Origin of the sequence: Gillisia sp. Hel1_33_143, from assembly GCF_900104765.1 — a bacterium.
GTDB lineage: Bacteria > Bacteroidota > Bacteroidia > Flavobacteriales > Flavobacteriaceae > Gillisia.
Genome location: NZ_LT629737.1, coordinates 1,554,050 through 1,576,795, shown reverse-complemented (window position 1 = coordinate 1,576,795; position 22,746 = coordinate 1,554,050). Strand labels below are relative to the sequence as shown.

Below are 22,746 nucleotides of genomic sequence, written 5' to 3'. Positions count from 1 at the left end.
GCTACTATCTATAAGCTTTGAGAGTTAAAAAGAGACTAATTCAGGATTTATTAGTAGTTTTATTTTATGATAAAAGCAGTTATTATAGACGATGAACTTAACGCTCAAAGTTTACTTGAAAAAACCCTGGAAAGGTACTTCCCAAATAAGTTTAATATAGTACAGAAATGCAATTCTGTAGATGAAGGTGTGATAGCAATAAAAGATCATGAACCGGAGCTAGTATTTTTAGATATTCAAATGCCGGAAAAGAATGGATTTGAGCTTTTCAAATATTTTGAGGTTATAAAATTTCAGGTCATTTTTATTACTGCCTATAATCAATTCGCTATAAAAGCTATCAAACGGAGTGCTCTGGATTATTTATTAAAACCTATTAATCATGTAGATCTTGCCCCGGCTATCAAAAGATTTGAAGATAAGAATCAAGGAAGCTTTGCACAAAAGAAGCTGGCACTGTTACTAGAAAATTTAAATGTGAATGACCAGAATGTTAGCAAATTAGCGTTTCCTACTAATGAGGGTTATGAGCTTATTCATGCCAATCAAATCTTATATTGTAAAGCAGAAAGCAATTATACGTTTATTAAAAAGATAGATGGCATAAGTAAGACCGTAACTAAAACATTAAAATATGTAGAGGAGATCCTTCCGGATACTTCATTTAAAAGAATACATAAATCCTATGTAATCAATATGAATTACTTGGTTAGATACCACAAAGCAAACAAAGAGGTAGAATTAACCAATGGGGAGAAACTTCCGGTTTCTTTTAGAAAAGAAGAAGATTTTATAAATGCAATACTTCAGAATAATTAAACTTCTCCCACTCTTATTATTATGGGTTCAAATTGCTGTAGCGCAAAATTTTCCCAGTAAAAATTATACAGCGGCAAATGAATTACCAAACAACACCGTTAGGTCATTATTTATAGATAGTAAAGACGTTCTTTGGATTGGTACTGAGAATGGGTTGGTAAAAAAAGAGAATGATATTTTTACTAATTTTTTTGTAGAAGATGGTTTAGCGCTAAATAGTTGTTGGGCCATAGCTGAAGATAAAAAATATAGGCTCTGGTTTGGTAGTTACGGGGAGGGAATTAGCATTTACAACGGAACAGAATTTAAAGTGATCTCAGAGCAAGATGGCTTAGTAAATAACGAGATCACTAAGCTATATTCTTATAGAAATTCTATGTTGGTAGGTACCAGTGATGGTGTTTCGATTATTGATGTAAACACTCTCAAAATATCATCTTTAAAACCAGCAACATCTACTACGCTATTTAGAGTGCAGGATTTCTTGGAATATCAAAATGAGTTGTTTGTGATCACCTACAATTCCGGCGTCTTTAAAATTGTTACAGAGAATGAACAAAAAAAATTAATTAAGGTAAATAACCATAAGTATAATTATTCCATTTTAAAGAATAATGATAGTATCTACAGTAGCAATAAGGGCTTTTACACAAAGGGCAAAATCTCTGAATACTTAAGTAATAGCCCCAATCCAAAAATAAAAGTTGGAGAATCTATTATATGGGATTATGTTAAGACCAAGGATAATAAAATTTTTGCTGCCGCTTGGGGGATATATGATAGTAATGGAGGGATCTATGAAATTATAAACCATAAAATGGTATCTAGAGCTTCAGATTTTAGTGTCTCAAGCAATCAGATTATTTCTTTAGCTTACAGTAAAAAATTTGATAAATTATTTATTGGAACCAAAGATTCCGGCTACTATGAGATAAAATTGAACAATAAAATTAAATTTCATAGTCTTCCAGAACATCGAATCCTTGGCTTTGCCAAAACTGACAGTACAACCGCAATATTATCAAATAAAGATCTTATTCTATCTAAGGAGGAAAAAGAGCTAACTATATCACTTTCCCAATTTAAAGAATGGCAAGAGAATTACATTCGTACTACTAGGATTCCATTACCAAAACATCAAGACGATTTTTACGAATTAGATTACAATATTAGAGCAGAAGCAATTAATTTTTATGATATTAAGGTCTCTGCCAATAAATTCTGGCTTAACACAAATATTGGAATATTTGCTATTACACCTGCCGGAGATCTTGCAAAATACCTTCCCTTACATTCCGAAGAGATCAACTTTACGACAAAAGGAGATCTCATAGAAACAAACCCATATGGCGGACTTAGGATATTTAATGATCTAGACAAATTAGAAAACACTTATTATAATCCAGCAGATTCTAATACGCCCACCATGGTGGTAAATAGTTTTCAGCAAGCTAGTAAAACCTATCTCATATCCATCTTTTCAGGTCTTTATAGTTGGGAGAACAACAAATTCAAGTCTTTTTTTAAAGAAAATATATGGAACGAAAAAAAATTAAAACATATTACTTCAATCGAAAATGATCTAGCAGTTTCGAATGAATTCGGAGATGTTTTTATTATAAATGATGAAGATACTTTTCAACTGTTAAGGAAAATACCTCGAGCAAAGATCCTTGGTAATTCTATCTCATTTCTGAAAGGTCATAATAGAGCGTTGATAATAGGCACCGAAAAGGGAATAACAATTTATAAAAATAACAAGTTTATCTTTTTAGATGAAGAGCAAGGATTACAGCAGCCACTGTTAAGCGCAACTATATTTGATGATAATTTATTTGTTGGTAGTGATAATGGATATTATAGTATAGATCTAAAGAGTGTAAATACTTTAAGATCGTTAATAGATGAAATATGGTTAAAAAAGGTATTAATTAATAATCGCAAATTTAATTTTAAAGAGAAAAATCAAAAGGAGCAAATAGTATTGTCTTATAACGAAAACACTATTCTCTTAAAATTTAGTACCAATGCTCATCCTTACCCTCATAAATTAACCTATCAATATAGATTAACTGAACAGGAGGACTGGAGTCCGCCATCATCTAAACCAGAAATTTTCTTACCATTCTTACCCACCAAAGACTACAACATTACAGTAAGAGTATTAGATAGAAGCACAGGTTTAAGTTATACTCAGTCTTTAATTAAATTAGCAATACAACCACCATTTTGGAAAACATGGTGGTTTATGTTTTTGATCTTCGCAATAATTTCTATGATGGTATATACCTTATACAAAATTCAAATTAGACAAAATAAAAATTTTGAAGAGCAAAAAAGTATGATCCAAAAGCGTTTGGAAGAAACTAAGATGGAAGCACTATTAGCGCAAATGAATCCCCATTTCATATTCAACGCTATGAATTCAATACAAAGTTACATCGTAGACAGAGATATAGACAATGCTACAAGCTTTCTGGGAGATTTTGCCAAACTAATTAGGTTAAACTTAGATCATTGCACTAAGCAATGCATCTTACTGGTAGAAGAAATAGAGTACCTTCAGCTATATATGCGGGTTGAAAATACAAGATTCAATAATAAGATCCATGTAAATATAGCGGTAGATTCCAAGATAGATGTATATGATGTAAAAATTCCAACTATGCTACTTCAAACGTTTGTAGAGAATGTTTTTATTCATGCCTTCCCCCCTAGTATTTCTGAACCTACATTAAAAGTGTCTTTTAAATTACTGCCCGACAAGACGTTGGAATGTAAAATTAAAGATAATGGGATTGGGATCTCGAAGATCTCAGATAATAAATTGCATGTCTCCAAAGGAATTATTTTGGTAAAAGAGCGATTATCATTGTTGGGCTATGATACCGATACGGCAGTAAAAATTAATTCAAAGCAAAGTTCTGGTACTATTGTTACTCTGCAACTTAAGCCTAACGATTACTAAGAAATCTAGCACGTTTACTAAATGACTAATTTTATACTTCTCTAAAGTTATAGATTTACAAAAAATTAGAGGTGGCTGCTACTATTTTAGTTACCATTGCTACTGAAGGATATATTTTATGTAGGGATTTAATATTTTCTTGTATGCAATAGTATATGCGATATCTCTAAAATTTAATTACAAAACCACTAGAAACTATTTGTTGATAGTGGTTTTCTATTTCTATCCTTGTTATTTCAATATATTCAGCACGTTACAGTCTGCATGTAATAAAGATTTCTTTCTGTTATTTATTTTAAATGTCTCAAGCATAAGTAAAGTCTATTTCACTATGCAAGAAATTAGTTAGTATTACGTCTAAAAAATCCTAATTAATGTATATTATCCGCTATCAAAGCATCAAATTATGAAAGAAGATAAAATATTGAAGTATATAGAAGATGTATTAGAAAATATGCCAAAAGACTGGTTGAATCTAACAACGCATCGATTAGATATTTATGATGAAAAAATGGCTAAAATTCAATTTTTAGATCAGTTTGAAACTTTATACCATAGCAACGATTCTAGCACCGCAGCTCTAAAGATATTACCTACTGCTTATGATTATATAAGATTGGGACATCCTTTATCCTCATTATTAGAATGGAGCATTGCAAAATTAAACAATATCAAAGCAGATAATGTAATTAGTTTTTCTTCAAGAACAACGCCTATTCTAGCTATTCTTAGAAAAAATTCTTTGGAGCGTAAAAAAACTCAGATTTTCTATTCTGGAGATCTTCCCTTACATTTTAATGCTGAAATAGTACAGAATATATATGACTATAAGTTCGATCTTCAGAAGATAGAAGGCATAAAAGAAATTCCAAATTTGAGTAAGCTTAACTCCGAAGCTACTACCATATACCTTTCAGAACAAAAAGAAGTTGGAAATATAGATACAGAATTAGTATCTAAATCTTTAGGAATGGATTTCTTAGTTAATTTTCATACTTCTTTGGGAAGCGTGATGATTGTTAACGGAGAAGAAAATGAAGATTATATTTCCGACATTCAACATGTAAGAAGGAGAGAGACCATAGCAATGACTCCAGCAGATTCATTCACCGCACTTAAAGCGATGGTAGCACATTCAACTTTAGAATTTAAAAATATAGATGAAGCAGATAAAAACAGTGTTTTAAAATCTATAAAAGTCATTACAGGAACTAATTTAGATCCTATTGTAGCTTCTAGCGGACTCTCTATTCAATATGCTATTATGATGGGTCTTGTTCACGATGCTTACATAAATCACCCCGGAAAGGCTGTAAAATTCATAGTTCCGCCAAACTGCTATGGTGGCACCAATGATCAGGCAAGAAGAGTGGCAGCTTGTCTTGAGAATGTGGAAGTGGTAGATTTGCCGGTAGACGGAGATAATGAGATGGTACAAAGTATAAATACCATTTTAGATACAGTAGCTAAAGAAGATGCAGTACCTTATATTATTGCAGAAATACCTACAAATCCAAGAGTAGAGGTTCCAGATCTTCAGAAATTGAAAGAAGCCTTAAGCGCGGTTCGTAAAACATCAAATGGTGATACTGCCATAGATCCGGTTTTTATATTAGATCAAACATTTTGTCCTAATCTTCACTTTTTAGGAGAAGGTGAAATTTTATCTACCGTGAGAACAATCTCCTATGCTAGTGGTTCTAAATTTCCTAGTGGTGGCCAATGTACCGCTGGGTATTGTGTTGGAAATGATAAAATAGATGCATTGATGGAGAAAATAGCATTACATCTTAGTATATGTGATAACGAAGCTACCGATCTTCAGTATAAAATATTAGCTAAACAGCTGCCGTCAATGAATAAAAGGATTTTTGACGCCTATAAGAATACTCGAGAGTTTGTAAATTTTATTAAAGAAACATTACCGGAAGCCAAGATCAATTTTGTTTCAGAAGAATTAGCAGCAGAAGGATTTACACCTTCGGTATTTTCACTAGACCTTCCTACAAAAGGGGCTAATGCAGAAGAAAAGGAAGCGTATAAAAGAGAACTAAACCTGAAGTTGATCAATTTAATGATTACTGAAATTCCAAGCGAGAGTAAGTATTGTGTAAGCTATGGTCAATTAAAAGGTTGTTACTGGACGATACCAGCAACCTCTACTCAGGGAACAACAAAAGAAGGTGACAAAGATTACATAGCTCGTGTTTCTGTTTCTCCAGATCTTGATCTGGAACTTCATAAAAAAGTTTTTAAGAAATTTGTAGATCAGATCTAGCCTTACATACTTTCAAAGGAAACATTTTCCTTTAAAGTAAAAATTAAAAAAATTCGTAGAGAACTTTATAGTACTCTACGGATTTTTTTAATTTCAAATTCCAGTAAATTCGGTTTGAAGATTTGATTTATCAAAACTGCGAAAGTCACGAAGGATTTGCTGCGGGAATCCTAAAAGCTTCGGTTTGAAAACAGAACGTCCTAATCACAAATTCGAGTAGACTCGTTTGCAATTAGGACGTTCCATTTATTAGTGACCCCGGCAGGATTCAAACCTGCAACCCTCAGAGCCGAAATCTGATGCGCTATTCAGTTGCGCCACGGAGCCTTTTCAATTAGAAATTATAAGATATTATTAATGCTATAATTACTAATTGGTAATTTATTTAGATAGTTAGCTTAATTTCTGCTTTACGATCATAGAAATGGTTTTTCCATCTGCTTTTCCCGCAAGTTCTTGCGAAGCAGCACCCATAACTTTCCCCATATCTTTCATCCCTTCTGCACCGGTTTCAGCAATAATAGCATCCACTTTAGCTTCTACCTCTACAACACTTAGTTGTTCCGGTAAAAATTCTTCAATAACAGCTGCTTGGTCTAATTCTGGTTGCGCAAGATCTTCTCTGCCTTGTTCTTTATAGATTACGGCGCTGTCTTTACGTTGCTTAACTAGTTTCTGAAGCAATTTTAATTCTGCATCTTCCGTTATAGCTTCCTTAGATCCGCTTTCTGTCTGAGCTAACAAGATACCTCCCTTTATTGCTCGTAATGCTTCTAATTTAAGGCTGTCTTTAGCACGCATTGCGGCTTTCATCTCGGTCATTATACGCTCTTGTAAACTCATTTCTTTGATTTTAATTATGGGACGAAGATAAAAATAAAAACCCAAAATTCGGTAAGGGAATTTTGGGTTTTCTGCTGGGCAGATATGTTATTAGTCTACATTATCGTGCAAAAAAGAATTGTTACTTCTAAAGCGAAGTTCATCATTATCACCATTCCCTAAAGTGGTACGAGACAACTTTTCTTCTCCATGTCTGGAACTGTCTAGATCAACTCCTGCGCGTTTGTAAGCTGGTTGCTTTTCTATTTCATCTATTTGAGCAGCATTACTTCTAAACTTGTAATTGAACTCCTTCATTTTAGCTCTTCTCTCTGCTGCACGTTCTATTAAAGATTCAGAAATAGGATTATCAAAAGGGTCTAATTCATTACCTCTAGATGGATTTTGTGAAGGTTGCGGCGCTATGGTCTTCTTCTCAAAAACTACCTCTTCTTCTTCTACCTTTCTAGGAGCCGGTTTGGATTTTTTAAGCATTTGCTCAACCTCCATATAGTCATCTAAGCTATATCTTTTTACTCCGGTAGCAGAACTTTCTGTAACAGGAATAATTTCTATAGGCTCATTAACTTCCATCTTTTTTGTATCCTCATTTAATGAATGTACAATTCTATTATTCTGAGGTGTCTTGGGTGCTTGTGGTGACTGCGGATTTTCTTGTCTTCTATTTTCTGAAGATGGAGAAGATTGATTTCTATCCGGAATTCTTTGTTCTTCTTTTCCATTATTTATTGGAAAGTCGAATGTGAACATAAATTGATCTTCATCTTTTGAAGTATCCCCCATAGTAGATTGAAAATCTTCATCTACTTCCTCTTCTTGAGAATCTGTAATTATAAAATCTTCTTCAGAATGATAATTAACTTCCTCGTACTCCACGTTCATAATTCTTGCACTAGGAGGAGTTCTAAGATCTTCTCTTACTTCCTTCTTCACCTCTTGCTTTATTTCCTGAATCTCGAAATCCTCTTCCTCATCTAGCGTATGTACTATTTTTGGAGCAACTACTTCTTTCTTTTCCTGTGCAAATCCATGTCCAGCATCAAATCTTTTCTGACCAAAGTTATGTTCAGCTCTTTGCTCGTCTTCTAGCGTATGAATTATCTTTTTAGTTTCTGTATTAACGATCTCATTTTGTTGCTCTACATTAAAACCAGTAGCAATAATAGTCACCGCAATAGCATCTTCCAGACTTTCATCCTCACCAACTCCCATAATGATGTTAGCGCTGTGTCCGGCTTCTGCCTGAATATGATCATTGATCTCTCCTATCTCATCGATAGTGATCTCTTCGCCACCAGAAACAATAAGCAGTAAAACGTTTTTGGCACCTTTAATTTTATTATCATTTAATAACGGAGAATCCAGCGCTTTGGTAATAGCATCATTTGCTCTACTAGCCCCAGCAGCTGTAGCAGATCCCATTATAGCAGTACCACTATTACTAAGTACGGTTTTAGCATCACGTAAATCGATGTTTTGAGTGTAGTGATGTGTAATTACCTCTGCAATACCACGAGATGCCGTTGCTAATACTTCATCAGCTTTAGAGAAACCGGCTTTAAAACCAAGATTTCCATAGACTTCTCTAAGCTTATTATTATTAATAACGATAAGAGAATCTACTTGCGCTCTTAGTTTTTCAACTCCTCTTTGAGCTTGTTCATTTCTCATTTTACCTTCAAACTGAAAAGGAATGGTTACAATACCTACGGTAAGTATATCCATTTCTTTGGCTTGCTTGGCTATTATTGGAGCAGCACCAGTTCCAGTACCTCCACCCATTCCGGCAGTGATAAATACCATTTTTGTATTGGTATCTAGCATGCGCTTAATCTCCTCAAAGCTCTCTATTGCGGCTTGCTCTCCTACATCTGGGTTTGCTCCAGCCCCTAATCCTTCTGTAAGGCTTACACCTAACTGAATTTTATTGGGAACCGTGCTGTTTTCCAAGGCCTGGGAATCCGTGTTACAAATAACAAAATCAACCCCTTTTATTCCTTGCATGAACATGTGATTGATCGCGTTACTTCCACCACCTCCAACACCAATAACCTTGATGACGTTCGATTGGTTTTTAGGTAAATCGAATGCGATATTTTCGAATTCTGTACTGCTCATAAATCCTATTTTACTGGTTCTATATATTCTTACTCTGCGTTATCTAAAAAATCTTTAAACTTCTCTGCCCACTTATCAAAAATACTTTTCTTCGCTGCTCTTGCACTGCTCTCCTGTATTTCCTCTTCTTCATAATCATCTTCTAAATTTGAATTTTCAGTCTTGAATTTTTCTGAAGTAGGCGTTAAGTCCTCATTTACTTTCTCTGGCTCGGTAAATCTTACCTGCTCTTGAAATTTGGCATTCTTTTGTTCTAAACTATTCAATACCAATCCCACTGCGGTTGCGTATAAGGGGCTGGTTGTTTCTTTATCACTATTTCCGGCTAAATGCTCATTAGGATATCCAATTCTAGTATCCATACCGGTAATATATTCTGCTAACTGCTTTAAATGTTTTAACTGTGCTCCTCCACCGGTAAGCACCATTCCTGCAATTAGTTTTTTCTTTTGCTCTTCATGACCATAATTCTTGATCTCTAAATACACCTGCTCAATGATCTCTACCACTCTGGCATGAATAATTTTAGAAAGATTCTTTAGAGTGATCTCTTTAGGTTCTCTTCCTCTTAATCCAGGAATAGAAACAATCTCATTATCTTTATTTTCTCCAGGCCAAGCAGATCCAAATTTGATCTTCAATAACTCTGCCTGCTTTTCTATAATAGAACAACCTTCCTTAATATCTTCGGTAATCACATTTCCTCCAAAAGGAATCACCGCCGTATGTCTAATAATACCATCTTTAAAAATGGCAAGATCTGTAGTTCCACCTCCTATATCTATAAGTGCAACTCCGGCTTCTTTTTCTTCCTGACTTAATACTGCATTTGCAGACGCCAAAGGCTCTAAGGTTACTGCAGAAAGCTCCAACCCGGCGCTTTTCACACATCTACCAATATTTCTGATAGAAGAAACCTGCCCAACTACTACATGAAAGTTAGCTTCTAATCTTCCACCATACATTCCTATAGGTTCCTTGATCTCTGCTTGCCCATCTACCTTAAATTCTTGAGGTAATACATGAATGATCTCTTCTCCGGGAAGCATCACCAATTTATGAACCTGATTACATAGCGTTGCTATATCACTAGAATCTATTACCTCATCTGGATTTGGACGTGTAATATAATCGCTGTGTTGTAAGCTTCTAATATGCTGGCCGGCAATTCCAACCACTACTTCTTTTATCTTTAATCCAGAATCTGCTTCTGCTTCCTGAATTGCCTGCTGAATAGATTGAATGGTTTGAGTAATATTATTTACAACCCCTCGATGAACTCCCATACTTTTGGATTTCCCAATCCCAATGATCTCCATCTTACCATATTCATTCTTACGCCCAATCATTGCCACAATCTTTGTGGTTCCTATATCCAGTCCTACTGCAATATCGTTCTCTTCCATAACTTATTTTTTAGTGCACACCACCTGATTTCCAAATTGAAGGTCCACCATTTTGTAAGTACTTAATTTATCATCTTTTAAAGCTTTCTTATAAAAAGCTTTGAAATTATTCATCTTTTCTTCTACCCTGTCTACAGACCCAAAGAAAAGACTAAAATCTATCCTTCTTAACTCTAATTTGTACAAACCGCCGTTCTCTCTGCTAATTTGTGTAACAAGTTCACTATAAAAAGGATCTTCACTTATATATTTTAACAGTGGATACACCTCTTCAATGCTATTATCACTAATGTCATTTAATATTGGTACCCTGGCAGAATAGTAAGAAGACAATGGCATCTTAGCTCCCAGCCTATCAATATAATATGTACTATTACCAAGCACTCTACCTATAGGTTTTCTTTGTTGGATGTTCGTTTTTAGGGTCCCATCCAATGTTAAGAATACCTCAGCATTCTCGATCATAGGTTGACTATTTAAAACAGTCTCCATCTTATTCAAATCTAAAGTTTCTTTACCTTCCCCCGTAAGCGCTAACCTATTTTGTATTAACAATTTATTAACCGCTGTCTCAGTGATATACAAGTTCTCATTTTGAGTGAATTTCACCTCAACTTCCTTTAGTTTTCTTGTATTATTTCGCTTCTCTGCAAATCCGTACAAGAACACAACGAGTGCTAAAACCAATATTGCTTTTATGTAGTTAAAATTAATCTTCATTTTTTCAAAGATTTTTCAACTTCTAATATTGCTTCTCCAATATTACCTGCACCCATCATTACCACTACTTCACAATCTGTATTTTTGATCTCTTCCAAAAGTTCATCTTTAGAGATCATAGCTTTATTCCTATTCTCGATCTTTTCCAACAGCCATTTTGAAGTAATTCCCTCCATAGGCAACTCCCTCGCCGGATAAATATCCATTAATCTAACAGCATCAAATTTACTAAGACTATTAGCAAAATCCTCAGCAAAATCTCTAGTTCTGGAAAAAAGATGAGGCTGAAAAATAGCTAAGACTTTTTTCCCTGCATGCATTTCTCTAACTGCCTGATACACTGCAGCTATTTCTGATGGATGATGTGCATAATCATCAATTAGAACAAGCTCTTCCGTATTAATTCTATAGGTAAATCTTCGTCTAACCCCGTTAAAAGTATATAAAGCTCTGGATAACTCATTGGGTGGGGTTCCAAATTGAAGCGCCATTGCCAGAGCTGTTATAGCATTCTGCAAATTATGTTTGCCGGGTAGATTGCATTTTAAATCTTTTATAACTTGTGTTGGAGTATGCATATCAAAATGATATGCACCGTTCTCCACTTTAACATTAATAGCTCTATAATCTGAATCATCTTCTATACCAAGAGTGGTTCCTGTTAGAGGTAATCCATTTACAAAAAATAATTTTCCATCTTCTGGCACTAGAGCTGCAAACTCTAGAAAAGAGTTTGTAAGTTGCTCGGCATTTCCATAAATATCCAAATGATCTGCATCCATAGAGGTTATAGCCGCAATGTTTGGAGATAGGTTAAGAAAAGACCTATCAAACTCATCAGCTTCTACCACCATAACTTCATGACCGTTCAAAATAATATTACTCTGAATGTCTTCACTAATTCCACCTAAGAAAGCGGTAACTTTAGCACCTGTTTCTTTTAGTAAATGAGCTAAAATTGCTGTTGTAGTAGTCTTTCCATGAGTTCCTGCAACTGCTAGAGTAAATACACCCTTAGTGATCATCCCTAACACCACCGCTCTTTTCTTTATAAGATAATGTTCTTTGAGAAAATAATTATACTGCTCATGGTTTTTTGGAATTGCAGGAGTATATACTATCAAAGACCGTTTTACATCTTTAAACACTTCTGGGATGGCATCTAACTCATCTTCATAATTCACCTCTATTCCTTCTGCTTCCAAAGTTCTTGTTAGCGCTGAAGAAGTTTTATCATAACCGGCAACTTTCTTACCTAACGAATTGAAATATCTCGCCAAAGCGCTCATTCCTATACCGCCGACCCCGATAAAATATAGATTTTGTATGTCTTTGAATTGATCCATATATATATTTCTTTCAGCAATTTGCAAAAGAGCTATTTAATGATTTTTAATTTTTCAATTTCATTTACAATGGCAGATGTTGCTAAAGGCAGTGCCAATTGCTTTATATTTTCTGAAAACTCCATTCTTACTTCTTCTGAATCTAATAAGATGGATATTGTTTCTTCAAATCTTTTTGCTAGATCTTGTTCATCAAGAACCAAAGCTGCATTTTTATTAGCCACAGCCAATGCGTTTTTAGCCTGATGATTTTCGGCTACATTTGGAGATGGAATAAAAAGCACCGGTTTTCCAACCAGACACAATTCTGATACACTTCCCGCTCCAGCTCTAGAAATAATAATATCTGCGGCAGCGTAAGCCAGATCCATTCTATTTAGATAGGCATGGGTATGCACAAATTCTGAATCTAACTTTTTATATTCCTCATTATATAGTGAACCCGTTTGCCAGATGATCTGAAGATCTTTTTCTACTAACCAATCTTTAAATGCTTCCATTAATTGATTGATCCTTCTTGCCCCTAAACTACCTCCAAGAACTAGTAAGGTTTTTTTATTTTTTTGAAGACCGAAAAAATTTAAAGCCTCTTCTCTTTTAGTAGAAACATCTATAATATCTTGCCTAACAGGATTTCCTGTTTTCACTATTTTATCTGAAGGGAAGAATCGCTCTAGATTATCATAGGCGGTACAAATAACTGAAGCATCTTTGCCTAATAATTTATTGGTAATACCAGGATATGAGTTCTGCTCTTGTATTAGAGTTGGAATCTTCTTGATATTAGCCATTTTTAGTAAAGGTCCGCTGGCAAATCCACCAGTTCCAATTACTACATCTGGCTTAAATTTTTTTATAATTTTTCCAGCTTTCCATAAGCTGCTTATAAGCTTAAATGGAAAATCAAGATTCTTAAGTAATTGCTGCCTGTCAAGTCCGGAGATCCATAAACCTTCAATTCTATATCCGGCATCCGGTACTTTAACCATTTCCATTCTATCCTGTGCTCCTACAAATAAGATCTCTGCATTTGGGTGACGTCTTCGTATCTCATCTGCAATAGAAATTGCAGGATAAATATGTCCTCCTGTCCCTCCTCCAGATATTATAACTCTTAACTGATCTCTCATATCGCTTCGCTTAAAATATCTAACGGATTCTCTTCATCTATGCTATCTTCTGTCATTTTCTCCTCTTCACGCTTAGCGCTTACACTTAGCACTATTCCCAACGCCATACACGTCATCCAAATAGAAGAACCACCATTACTTATTAAAGGCAAGGTTTGCCCAGTAACCGGAAACAATTCTGTAGCAACTGCCATATTTACCAATGCCTGAAAAACTATAGGCAAACCTACTCCCATCACAACCAATTGCCCAAAAACAGAATTTGCCTTAGTGGCAACAATTACAATTCTAAACAACAGGAACAAATAAGCTAACATTACCAGAAAGCCTCCTATTAGGCCCATTTCTTCAACAATTATAGCATAGATAAAATCTGAAGAAGATTGCGGCAGAAAATTTCTTTGAACACTTTTTCCAATACCGGTTCCAGCAATACCGCCTCTAGCAATTGCTATTTTAGCTTTTTCTATCTGATAATCTGCATCTGTATCTTCATCACTGGCAAAATTCTCAATTCTGCTTGTCCATGTATCTATCCTATTTGGAAGAAGACCCGGAAATGCTTTTGCTGTAAGAATAAACAAACTGAACACTAAAATTCCTGCTCCAATAATAACCCCTATATATCTTAAAGGATATCCTCCTAGAAATACCAACATGAGCACCATTGTAAAAATAATTGCCGTAGTAGAAAAGTTAGCCGGAAGAATAAGCGCCAATACTAGAAACACCGGCATCCAAAGAGGTAAAATAGACTCCTTAAATGTAACGGTCTTGTCTTTTATTCTTGATAAATATCTGGCTACGTAAATCATTAACACTACAGATGCCATAGTAGATGTTTGAAATGTAACTCCCAGTACAGGTATTTGTATCCATCTACTAGCATAAGCACCATCTATGGTGGTTCCCTGAGCAATGGTATAAAGTAAGAGCAATATAATTACCGGTAACATTAAAATGGACAAGCCTTTAAAGTAATGATATGGAATCTTATGAATAGCAAACAATAAACAAAAACCTAACAACAGATGAAAAAAATGAACAATTAGATAACTAAATGTACTCCCATCACCATACAAATAAGCAATATTACTACTTGCGCTATACACCGGAATAAATGAAAATATTGCCAACAGTCCGGTGATGGCCCAAATAACTTTATCTCCTTTAATATTTGAAAAGATGTTGTTCATTTTAATCTTTAAACCCGTAGGTCATTCTTAATATTGCTTATAAATTTCTTACTGCATCTTTAAACTGTCTACCTCTATCTTCATAATTTTCGAAGAGATCAAAACTTGCGCAAGCTGGAGATAACAACACTACATTTGAACTTTCTGCTATAGAATAAGCCATTTTCACAGCTTCTGCCATAGATTGTGTTTCTGCAATCACATCTACACAATTCCCAAAAGATTCAAAGATCTTAGCATTGTCTATTCCTAAACAAATAATCGCTTTTACTTTCTCATTTACAAGAGGTAGTAACTCTGCATAATTATTACCCTTATCAACTCCTCCAACAATCCAAACGGTTTCTGCCTTCATGCTTTCTAAGGCATAATAGGTGGCATTCACATTTGTAGCTTTAGAATCATTAATATATTGCACGTTATTGATCTTTAGAACATTTTCCAGCCTGTGTTCTACTCCTTGAAAATTCTCCATACTTGCACGTATGGTTTCTTTTCTAATTCTTAATAATTGCGATACGGTAGAAGCCGCCATTGCATTTTTAGTGTTGTGTTTACCTTCTAGAGATAATGATTTTGTCGGCATAATAAATTGGGAGTTATTGATATTTACTTTAATGTTGTTGTCTTCTTCATAAGCACCATTCTTAAGCTTTTCTTTAAGCGAAAATGGCAGTTGCTGAGCTATTACAGGATGATCTTTAAGCCATTCTGAAATAATTTGATCGTCTGCATCGTATATAAAATAATCTTGTTCTGTTTGATTTTCAGTAATTCTGAATTTAGAAGCTACATATTCATCTAAATTATAATTGTATCTATCTAAATGATCTGGGGTGATATTGGTTAAAACTGAAATATGTGGCTTAAAATCTATAATACCATCTAACTGAAAGCTACTAAGTTCTAGTACATACCAGTCTGGAGTAGTTTCAGCAACTTGCTTGGCAAAACTATCCCCAACATTACCGGCCATTCCTACAGAAATTCCACCCGCCTTCAATACATGATAGATCCACTTTGTAACTGTTGTCTTACCGTTACTTCCAGTAATACCTATGATCTTAGCATCGGTATATGTAGCTGCAAATTCAATTTCAGAAATTACAGGCACTCCTTTTTCTATAAGCTGTTTAACGATTGCTACAGATTCTGGAATACCAGGACTCTTCATCACCACATCTGCATCTAAAATTCTTGGTATATCATGACCGGCTTCTTCCCAGTCTACTCCAAGTTCTTCTAGAACAGCTTTGTATTTATCTTTTATCTTTCCGAAGTCGGATACAAAGACATCAAAACCCTGCTTTTTAGCCAATATAGCTGTCCCAACCCCACTTTCGCCGGCTCCAAGAATTGCTATTTTAGTTTTATCAGACATCAGTTAATTTTGGTTATCTTAATTTTAAGGTCACTACCGTTACAATCGCCAAGAAAATTCCAACAATCCAGAATCTCACTACGATCTTACTTTCATGCATTCCTAACTTTTGATAGTGATGATGTAATGGAGACATTAAAAATATTCTTCTTCCTTCTCCATATCTCTTTTTCGTGATCTTGAACCAACCAACCTGCAGAACAACAGAAAGGTTTTCTATTAAAAAGATTCCACATAATACCGGGATCATTAATTCTTTTCTTGTAGCGATTGCTAATACCGCAATAATTCCTCCTATGGTTAAGCTTCCTGTATCTCCCATAAATACCTGAGCAGGAAAGGTGTTATACCATAAAAATCCAACCAAAGCTCCGGCAAATGCCATGATAAAAATGGTCATTTCTCCAGATCTTGGTATATACATGATATTGAGATAATCTGAGAATATGATGTTACCCGAAACCCACGCGAAAATCGCCAGAGTTACTACTATAATAGCAGAGGTACCGGCCGCGAGGCCATCTATACCATCGGTTAAATTGGCTCCATTAGAAACTGCGGTAACAATAAAGATTACAATAGGAATAAAGATCAACCATGCATAATTGGCTAAATCTGGATCTATCCATGATATCAAACTAGAGTAATTAAATTCATTATTCTTAAAAAACGGAATAGTGGTCGTAGTGCTCTTGATCTCTGCTCCAGATGAAATATCTTCAGCTGCAACCATCATTGTTTGATCATTATTAGTGATCTGAACATCTTCTTTTACAGTTATTCCCGGGTGAAAATAGATAGTGCACCCTACAATTAATCCTAAACCAATTTGCCCAAGAACCTTAAATTTACCTTCAAGACCTTCTTTATTCTTCTTAAAGGTTTTTATATAATCATCTATAAACCCAATAACCCCCATCCAAATTGTGGTAATTATTAAAAGGATGACATAAATATTTTCAAGTTTTGCAAATAAGAAAACAGGAATTAATGTGGCTATGATAATTATTAAACCACCCATAGTAGGAGTTCCTGCTTTGGCATTCTGCCCCTTTAATCCAAGATCTCTAACACTCTCTCCTATTTGCTTCTTCTGAAGATAATTTATGATCTTCTTTCCGTAGATAGTAGAAATTGCCAAAGACAAAATAATAGCCATTGCAGATCTGAATGATATAAATTCAAACAAACCGGCTCCCGGCACCTGGTAATTTTTATCTAGAAAATTGAATAAATAGTATAACATAGTTTGGTTTACAGTTCCTCGAAAATAAAGGAGGTTACTTATTTAGCTGACTTAGAAATTCTGTTACTATTTTAAGATCATCAAAATCTGATCTTACACCATTCACCTCTTGATAGGTCTCATGGCCTTTTCCTGCAATTAGAATGATATCATTGGGTTTAGCAAGCTGACAAGCAGTTTTAATAGCTTGTTTTCTATTCACCACAGCTATGATCTTTTTAAAATTCTGAGGTTCCACTCCTGCTTCAACTTCTTCTAAGATCTTTTCTGGATCTTCAGTTCTTGGATTATCACTAGTTAAAACTACTTTGGTGCTTAGCGCTCCGGCTATCCTACCCATAATTGGGCGCTTGGTTCTATCTCTATCTCCTCCACAGCCTACAACCGTGATTAATTCTTCATTTTTTGTTCTAATAGAATTGATGGTTTCCAATACATTTTGAAGTGCATCTGGAGTATGTGCATAATCAACTATAGCAGTAATCTTTTCTTTAGAAACTATATACTGAAATCTTCCACTTACCGAATTCAATTCACTAATAATTCTGAGAGATTCCTGAGTTTCTAAGCCTAATAGCTCTGCAGCTGCATAAATTGCCAGAATGTTATAAGCATTAAAGTTTCCTATAAGTCTAGACCAAACTTCATTTCCATTTAATTTCAGCAATAATCCACTAAATTGATTTTCCAGAATCTGTGCGCTATAATCTGCGTAAGATTTTAAAGCATAGGTATACTTCTTTGCTTTTGTATTCTGAAGCATTATTTGGCCATTTTTATCATCTACATTAGCCAAAGCAAAAGCGGAGGCTGGTAGGTGGTCAAAAAATGACTTTTTTACATCTCTATATTCCGCAAAACTGGAATGATAGTCTAAATGATCGTGAGATAAATTGGTAAAAATTCCACCGGCAAATTGTAATGCTGTAGTTCTATGCTGAGCAATTCCATGAGAACTCACTTCCATAAAGCAATACTCCAACCCTTCAGCATTCATCTTTCTTAGATAAGAATTTATCGTTAAAGAATCTGGGGTAGTATGTGTGGCAGAAAATTCTGTATCTGCGATCATCACTTTAACCGTAGATAGTAATCCAACCTTGTATCCGGCTTTAGTAAAAAGATTATAAAGCAAGGTGGCAACCGTAGTTTTACCATTTGTTCCGGTAACTCCCACCAACTTTAAATTCTCAGAAGGATTATCATAATAATTTGCAGCCATTATGGCCAGTGCAGAATGGGAATTCTCTACCTGAACATAGGTAACACCATTTACAACATCTTCTGGTAATTCTTCGCAAACTACGGCCAAAGCTCCTTGAGCTACCGCTTTTTTTATAAACTCGTGTCCATCGGATAAGGTTCCTCTAATGGCTACAAAAACATCATTCAACTCTACTTTTCTAGAATCAAACTGAATGGAATTTATAGTAATAGCAGTTTTACCTACTACGGCTTCCATAGAAACTTTATATAATATGTCTTTTAAATTCTTCAACTTAAACTTAATGCTACGTTTTGATTTGCTTTGATCTTTTTTCCCGGAGCTACAGATTGTCTCTTCACTACTCCGTTACCTTCGATAATTACATTTAACCCAAGATTTTCTAATAAAGGAATAGCATCCATTACAGGCATTCCTGTAACATTAGGCATAACATCCTTCTTATTTTGAGCTTCAGAAAAATACTTTTCGAAATCTTTAGTAATTACTTTCTTATCCACCTCTAGAGATTCTATCGTATCTTCTAAAGGAGTATCTGTATAAATTTTTTGAGCGATCCTTTTAAAAACGGGCCCGCTAACATCTGCACCGTAATACCCTACTCTGTTATTAGGCTTGTGTATAATTACTATACTTGTATATTTTGGATTGTCTGCAGGGAAATAACCTACAAAAGATGAAATATATCTTGGATTAGAATTCCAGTCTTTCATCCAATATTCTGTTTGAGCAGTTCCTGTCTTTCCTGCCATAGAGAAGTTTGGTGAGTACAAACTTTTTGCAGTTCCTCTAACAACTACATTCTCCATCATTGCCTTCACTTTATTTACGGTCTCTATAGAACAAATAGAAGGATTAATCACTTTTCTATCATTCTTAAGAATGGTTTTATCCCACTCTTTGATCTCTCTAATAAATCGAGGCTTCACCATTTCGCCATTGTTAGCAATAGCATTATAAAAGGTTAGTGTTTGTAAAGGTGATATCTGCACACTCCCATATCCATATGCCATCCATGCTAGAGATAATCCAGACCATTTTTTATCTCCCGGACTCGGGATGTAAGGAGCACCTTCTCCTTTAATAGAAAGATCTAATTTTTCATTAAGATTCATACGATTAAGACCATCTACAAATTTTTGCGGCTGGTCTTTATAATTGTCATAAATTAATTTAACCACCCCAACATTTGAAGAAAGCTCAAAAGCACGAGCTGCACTTATTTTACCATAACCTCCCCTATGAGAATCTCTTACCTTATACCCTTTAACCTTGAAAACTCCCTGCTCTGTGTCTACCACTGTTCCGGTATCTATTACCTTATCTTCCAAAGCAACAACTAAAGACATTAATTTAAAAGTAGATCCTGGCTCATGAGTTTCACCAACAGCATAATTCAATTTTTCATAATAAGAACCATCTTCTGTTCTACCTAGATTAGAAATTGCCTTAATCTCTCCTGTCTTGGTTTCCATAACCACCACAGTTCCATGATCTGCCTGATATTTTTCTAATTGAGCGAGCAATGCATGATGTGCTATATCCTGAATATTAACATCTATAGTAGATATTACATCATAACCATCTTGCGGTTCTATTTCATTGTTATCGCTAATAGGCTTCCATTGCCCTTTTGCAATTTTTTGTTTTAATCTATGCCCATCTGTTCCGTCTAAGAAAGGCCCAAAAGCGCCTTCTAAACCAACTCTGGTATAGTAACCCTGATCGTCTTTGCGCTCGTAACCAACAGTTCTTGCTGCCATAAGCCCTAAAGGATGCTCTCTCACGGTACGTTGCTCCACAATGATCCCACCTTTATACGCTCCCAAATTAAACATCGGGAAGCCCTTCACCCTCATATAGTCTGAATAACCAAGGTTTTTAGCCACCAAAAAGTATCTGTGCTTATTTACCCTAGCTGTTCTTAAAGCTTTAGACCATTGTGCAGATGTTTTGCCGAACATAGCTGCAAGCTTTTTAGAAAGAGGCACGACGTTTTCTTCAAAGTGTTCATCAGAAACGGTTACAGCGTCAAAACGGATGTCGTATTTTGGAACCGACGTAGCCAGTAAATTTCCATTTACATCATATAGATTGCCTCTATTGGCAGGAATTTTAAAATTCTTAAATACCCCGTCTTCTGCTAATTTTCTATACTTATCACCTTCAACAAACTGTATGTTAATTAACTGCACCCCAATAGCCACAGCAAAGACAAACATGAGTCCCGCTATAATGTATAATCTATTTAGTATGTGCTTCTCTGTAGTAGCCACAGTTTATTTGGGTTAGTCTGTAATGTTAATTTTAATTTTGTATGGTGGCATTTCAGAAGTTTCAATACCCCTATCTGCCATTCTTCTAATAATATTAGATTCCATCTTTAGCTTCATTAAGGAAGAACGATTGTCTACAAACTCACTTCTTAGCGCTCTAACCTCGTCACTTAATTTGGCAATTTGATGAACTTTACTTTCTGCGCTGTGAGAACAGGCGATCATTATAATAGCCAAGAGTGTACAAAAAACTATGAACCTCCAATTCTTAACCGCATCACTGCTTATTAAAAAATTGGCTTTTAAAATACCATACACTCCATTATTCATCTCCTTTTTCGTCATCTTCAATTCTTTACAGAAAGCATTACTATTTTTTTCTCTTATAATCTTTTAGCTATTCTAAGCTTAGCACTTCTCGCTCTATTATTTAAAGCGATCTCTTCTGAAGAAGGCACAATCAACCCTCCTACTTTTTTAAGTGGAACAGAAATATTTCCGAAGAAATCTTTTTCCGGCTCGCCCTCAAAAAGTCCACTTCTTATGTATCTTTTCACCAATCTATCTTCTAAAGAATGATAAGAGATCAAACTCAACCTACCTCCTTTTTTAAGCAGATCTGGAGTTTGTATTAAAAATTCTTTTAGCACATCCAATTCCTGATTCACTTCTATTCTTATAGCCTGATAGATCTGAGCTAAAATCTTATGCTCTTTTTCTTTAAATAAGAAAGGTTTTAAAACCTCTTTTAAACGCTCACTGCTATCTATAGGAGCTTCTTCTCTAGCCTTAACGATCTCTGCCGCTAATTTTGGGGCTATTCGAAGATCTGCATATTCATAGAAAAGCTTCTTTAATTGATCCTGCTCATAATCATTTACCACCTCATATGCACTCAAAACGCTTTTCTGATTCATTCTCATGTCCAACTTAGAATCAAAACGGGTAGAAAAGCCGCGTTCTGCCACATTGAACTGATGAGAAGACACGCCAAAATCTCCTAAAATTCCATCCACCTGTTTAATACCATGAAATCTTAAAAATCTCTTTATAAACCTAAAGTTCTCCGGGATTAAGGTAAATCTTGAATCGTCTAACTTATTAGCCAAAGCATCTGGATCTTGATCAAATCCGAATAATTTTCCCTTTTCACCTAATCTGCTCAAAATTTCAGCAGAATGTCCGCCACCACCAAAAGTCACATCTACATAAACTCCGTCTGGCTTAATATTTAAACCATCTACAGACTCATTTAATAATACCGGATTATGATATTCCATTTCCATTTAAATTTCCCATTACTTCTTCAGCCAAGCTTGCAAAATCTTCTGCAGATTCATCAAGGGTATTTTCATATTTATCTTTATCCCAGATCTCAATTATTTTTATTGCAGAGGATAAAACGATCTCTTTATCTATTTTAGCAAATCCAATAAGGTCTTTAGGAATCAACAATCTTCCATTTGCATCAACTTCCACTATTTTAACACCAGCGGTAAATCTTCTAATAAAGTCATCATTCTTTTTCACGAACCTATTTAGATCATTGATCTTTTCCATCATCAAATTCCACTCATGCATAGGATATAATTCCAAACAAGGCTGAAAAACAGAACGCTTCAATACAAAACCCTCCTGCAAAACTGAAGACAATTGCTTCTTTAATGCAGACGGCATCATTAATCTGCCCTTTGCATCAACCTTGCATTCGTAAGTTCCAATTAGGTTTACCACTTCAAATCTTTATAGATTCAAATATATTGAAAATATTACCACATTTTACCACTTTTCACC

At 34.9% G+C, this 22,746-nt stretch carries 17 protein-coding genes and 1 tRNA gene; 3 read left to right on the top strand and 15 right to left on the bottom strand.

The window, feature by feature from the left end:
* Window positions 1-66 precede the first annotated feature (66 nt).
* The 3 genes from BLT84_RS07135 to BLT84_RS07125 all read left to right on the top strand — a co-directional run bounded on the left by BLT84_RS07135 (window position 67) and on the right by BLT84_RS07125 (window position 6,065).
* A complete protein-coding gene (locus tag BLT84_RS07135) occupies window positions 67-819 on the top strand; it encodes a LytR/AlgR family response regulator transcription factor (protein ID WP_034889553.1) in 753 nt (250 codons plus the stop codon).
* Window positions 797-3,787 carry a histidine kinase gene (locus BLT84_RS07130; RefSeq protein ID WP_091263810.1) on the top strand — a complete coding sequence of 997 codons (2,991 nt, stop codon included), beginning with the start codon at window positions 797-799 and terminating at the stop codon, window positions 3,785-3,787. The genes BLT84_RS07135 and BLT84_RS07130 overlap by 23 nt, the downstream gene beginning before the upstream one ends.
* Window positions 3,788-4,193: 406 nt before the next feature.
* Complete coding sequence (locus tag BLT84_RS07125) at window positions 4,194-6,065, top strand: cystathionine beta-synthase (protein ID WP_091263808.1); 1,872 nt, start codon at window positions 4,194-4,196, stop codon at window positions 6,063-6,065.
* A 253-nt stretch (window positions 6,066-6,318) separates the two neighbouring features.
* On the opposite strand, the gene BLT84_RS07120 is transcribed toward BLT84_RS07125, so the two are convergent.
* The 15 genes from BLT84_RS07120 to mraZ form a co-directional block, all read right to left on the bottom strand.
* Window positions 6,319-6,392 (bottom strand) — tRNA-Arg (locus BLT84_RS07120).
* A 66-nt stretch (window positions 6,393-6,458) separates the two neighbouring features.
* A complete protein-coding gene (locus tag BLT84_RS07115) occupies window positions 6,459-6,908 on the bottom strand; it encodes a GatB/YqeY domain-containing protein (RefSeq protein ID WP_034889463.1) in 450 nt (149 codons plus the stop codon).
* 90 nt (window positions 6,909-6,998) lie between these two features.
* On the bottom strand, window positions 6,999-9,026 hold the full coding sequence (gene ftsZ / locus BLT84_RS07110) for a cell division protein FtsZ (RefSeq protein ID WP_091263807.1): 2,028 nt from the start codon (window positions 9,024-9,026) through the stop codon (window positions 6,999-7,001).
* A 29-nt stretch (window positions 9,027-9,055) separates the two neighbouring features.
* The gene (ftsA, locus tag BLT84_RS07105; RefSeq protein WP_091263804.1) at window positions 9,056-10,432 is read right to left on the bottom strand and encodes a cell division protein FtsA; all 1,377 of its coding nucleotides are present in this window, start codon (window positions 10,430-10,432) and stop codon (window positions 9,056-9,058) included.
* Between the two features lie 3 nt (window positions 10,433-10,435).
* Window positions 10,436-11,152, bottom strand: coding sequence for a cell division protein FtsQ/DivIB (locus BLT84_RS07100; protein ID WP_091263802.1), 717 nt, complete (start codon window positions 11,150-11,152; stop codon window positions 10,436-10,438).
* Window positions 11,149-12,498 (bottom strand): UDP-N-acetylmuramate--L-alanine ligase, encoded by a 1,350-nt coding sequence (gene murC, locus BLT84_RS07095; RefSeq protein ID WP_091263800.1) that lies wholly within the window; start codon window positions 12,496-12,498, stop codon window positions 11,149-11,151. Before murC ends, BLT84_RS07100 begins: the two co-directional genes overlap by 4 nt.
* Window positions 12,499-12,530: 32 nt before the next feature.
* A complete protein-coding gene (gene murG / locus BLT84_RS07090) occupies window positions 12,531-13,628 on the bottom strand; it encodes an undecaprenyldiphospho-muramoylpentapeptide beta-N-acetylglucosaminyltransferase (protein ID WP_091263798.1) in 1,098 nt (365 codons plus the stop codon).
* Entirely contained in the window at window positions 13,625-14,824 is a 1,200-nt protein-coding gene (locus BLT84_RS07085) for an FtsW/RodA/SpoVE family cell cycle protein (protein ID WP_034889444.1), read from the bottom strand. Before BLT84_RS07085 ends, murG begins: the two co-directional genes overlap by 4 nt.
* A 37-nt stretch (window positions 14,825-14,861) precedes the next feature.
* Window positions 14,862-16,205, bottom strand: a complete 1,344-nt coding sequence (gene murD / locus BLT84_RS07080; protein WP_091263797.1) for a UDP-N-acetylmuramoyl-L-alanine--D-glutamate ligase — start codon at window positions 16,203-16,205, stop codon at window positions 14,862-14,864.
* 13 nt (window positions 16,206-16,218) lie between these two features.
* Entirely contained in the window at window positions 16,219-17,451 is a 1,233-nt protein-coding gene (gene mraY / locus BLT84_RS07075) for a phospho-N-acetylmuramoyl-pentapeptide-transferase (RefSeq protein WP_091263795.1), read from the bottom strand.
* A 34-nt stretch (window positions 17,452-17,485) separates the two neighbouring features.
* Window positions 17,486-18,949 carry a UDP-N-acetylmuramoyl-L-alanyl-D-glutamate--2,6-diaminopimelate ligase gene (locus BLT84_RS07070; RefSeq protein ID WP_091263793.1) on the bottom strand — a complete coding sequence of 488 codons (1,464 nt, stop codon included), beginning with the start codon at window positions 18,947-18,949 and terminating at the stop codon, window positions 17,486-17,488.
* Window positions 18,946-20,952: a penicillin-binding protein gene (locus BLT84_RS07065; protein WP_091263791.1), complete on the bottom strand. Its 2,007-nt coding sequence runs from the start codon at window positions 20,950-20,952 to the stop codon at window positions 18,946-18,948. Before BLT84_RS07065 ends, BLT84_RS07070 begins: the two co-directional genes overlap by 4 nt.
* 12 nt (window positions 20,953-20,964) lie before the next feature.
* Window positions 20,965-21,282, bottom strand: a complete 318-nt coding sequence (locus tag BLT84_RS07060; RefSeq protein ID WP_034894110.1) for an FtsL-like putative cell division protein — start codon at window positions 21,280-21,282, stop codon at window positions 20,965-20,967.
* Between the two features lie 53 nt (window positions 21,283-21,335).
* Window positions 21,336-22,232: a 16S rRNA (cytosine(1402)-N(4))-methyltransferase RsmH gene (rsmH, locus tag BLT84_RS07055; RefSeq protein ID WP_034894108.1), complete on the bottom strand. Its 897-nt coding sequence runs from the start codon at window positions 22,230-22,232 to the stop codon at window positions 21,336-21,338.
* Complete coding sequence (mraZ, locus tag BLT84_RS07050) at window positions 22,219-22,686, bottom strand: division/cell wall cluster transcriptional repressor MraZ (protein ID WP_091263789.1); 468 nt, start codon at window positions 22,684-22,686, stop codon at window positions 22,219-22,221. Before mraZ ends, rsmH begins: the two co-directional genes overlap by 14 nt.
* Window positions 22,687-22,746 lie beyond the last annotated feature (60 nt).

What these genes read in the sequence shown, in the direction of transcription:
- murG (WP_091263798.1), bottom strand. Translation starts at nt 13,628, where the DNA reads ATGAGAGATCAGTTAAGAGTTATAATATCTGGAGGAGGGACAGGAGGA.
- BLT84_RS07135 (WP_034889553.1), top strand. Translation starts at nt 67, where the DNA reads ATGATAAAAGCAGTTATTATAGACGATGAACTTAACGCTCAAAGTTTA.
- BLT84_RS07125 (WP_091263808.1), top strand. Translation starts at nt 4,194, where the DNA reads ATGAAAGAAGATAAAATATTGAAGTATATAGAAGATGTATTAGAAAAT.
- murC (WP_091263800.1), bottom strand. Translation starts at nt 12,498, where the DNA reads ATGGATCAATTCAAAGACATACAAAATCTATATTTTATCGGGGTCGGC.
- ftsZ (WP_091263807.1), bottom strand. Translation starts at nt 9,026, where the DNA reads ATGAGCAGTACAGAATTCGAAAATATCGCATTCGATTTACCTAAAAAC.
- BLT84_RS07060 (WP_034894110.1), bottom strand. Translation starts at nt 21,282, where the DNA reads ATGAATAATGGAGTGTATGGTATTTTAAAAGCCAATTTTTTAATAAGC.
- murD (WP_091263797.1), bottom strand. Translation starts at nt 16,205, where the DNA reads ATGTCTGATAAAACTAAAATAGCAATTCTTGGAGCCGGCGAAAGTGGG.
- rsmH (WP_034894108.1), bottom strand. Translation starts at nt 22,232, where the DNA reads ATGGAATATCATAATCCGGTATTATTAAATGAGTCTGTAGATGGTTTA.
- BLT84_RS07085 (WP_034889444.1), bottom strand. Translation starts at nt 14,824, where the DNA reads ATGAACAACATCTTTTCAAATATTAAAGGAGATAAAGTTATTTGGGCC.
- BLT84_RS07115 (WP_034889463.1), bottom strand. Translation starts at nt 6,908, where the DNA reads ATGAGTTTACAAGAGCGTATAATGACCGAGATGAAAGCCGCAATGCGT.
- BLT84_RS07100 (WP_091263802.1), bottom strand. Translation starts at nt 11,152, where the DNA reads ATGAAGATTAATTTTAACTACATAAAAGCAATATTGGTTTTAGCACTC.
- BLT84_RS07130 (WP_091263810.1), top strand. Translation starts at nt 797, where the DNA reads ATGCAATACTTCAGAATAATTAAACTTCTCCCACTCTTATTATTATGG.
- ftsA (WP_091263804.1), bottom strand. Translation starts at nt 10,432, where the DNA reads ATGGAAGAGAACGATATTGCAGTAGGACTGGATATAGGAACCACAAAG.
- mraY (WP_091263795.1), bottom strand. Translation starts at nt 17,451, where the DNA reads ATGTTATACTATTTATTCAATTTTCTAGATAAAAATTACCAGGTGCCG.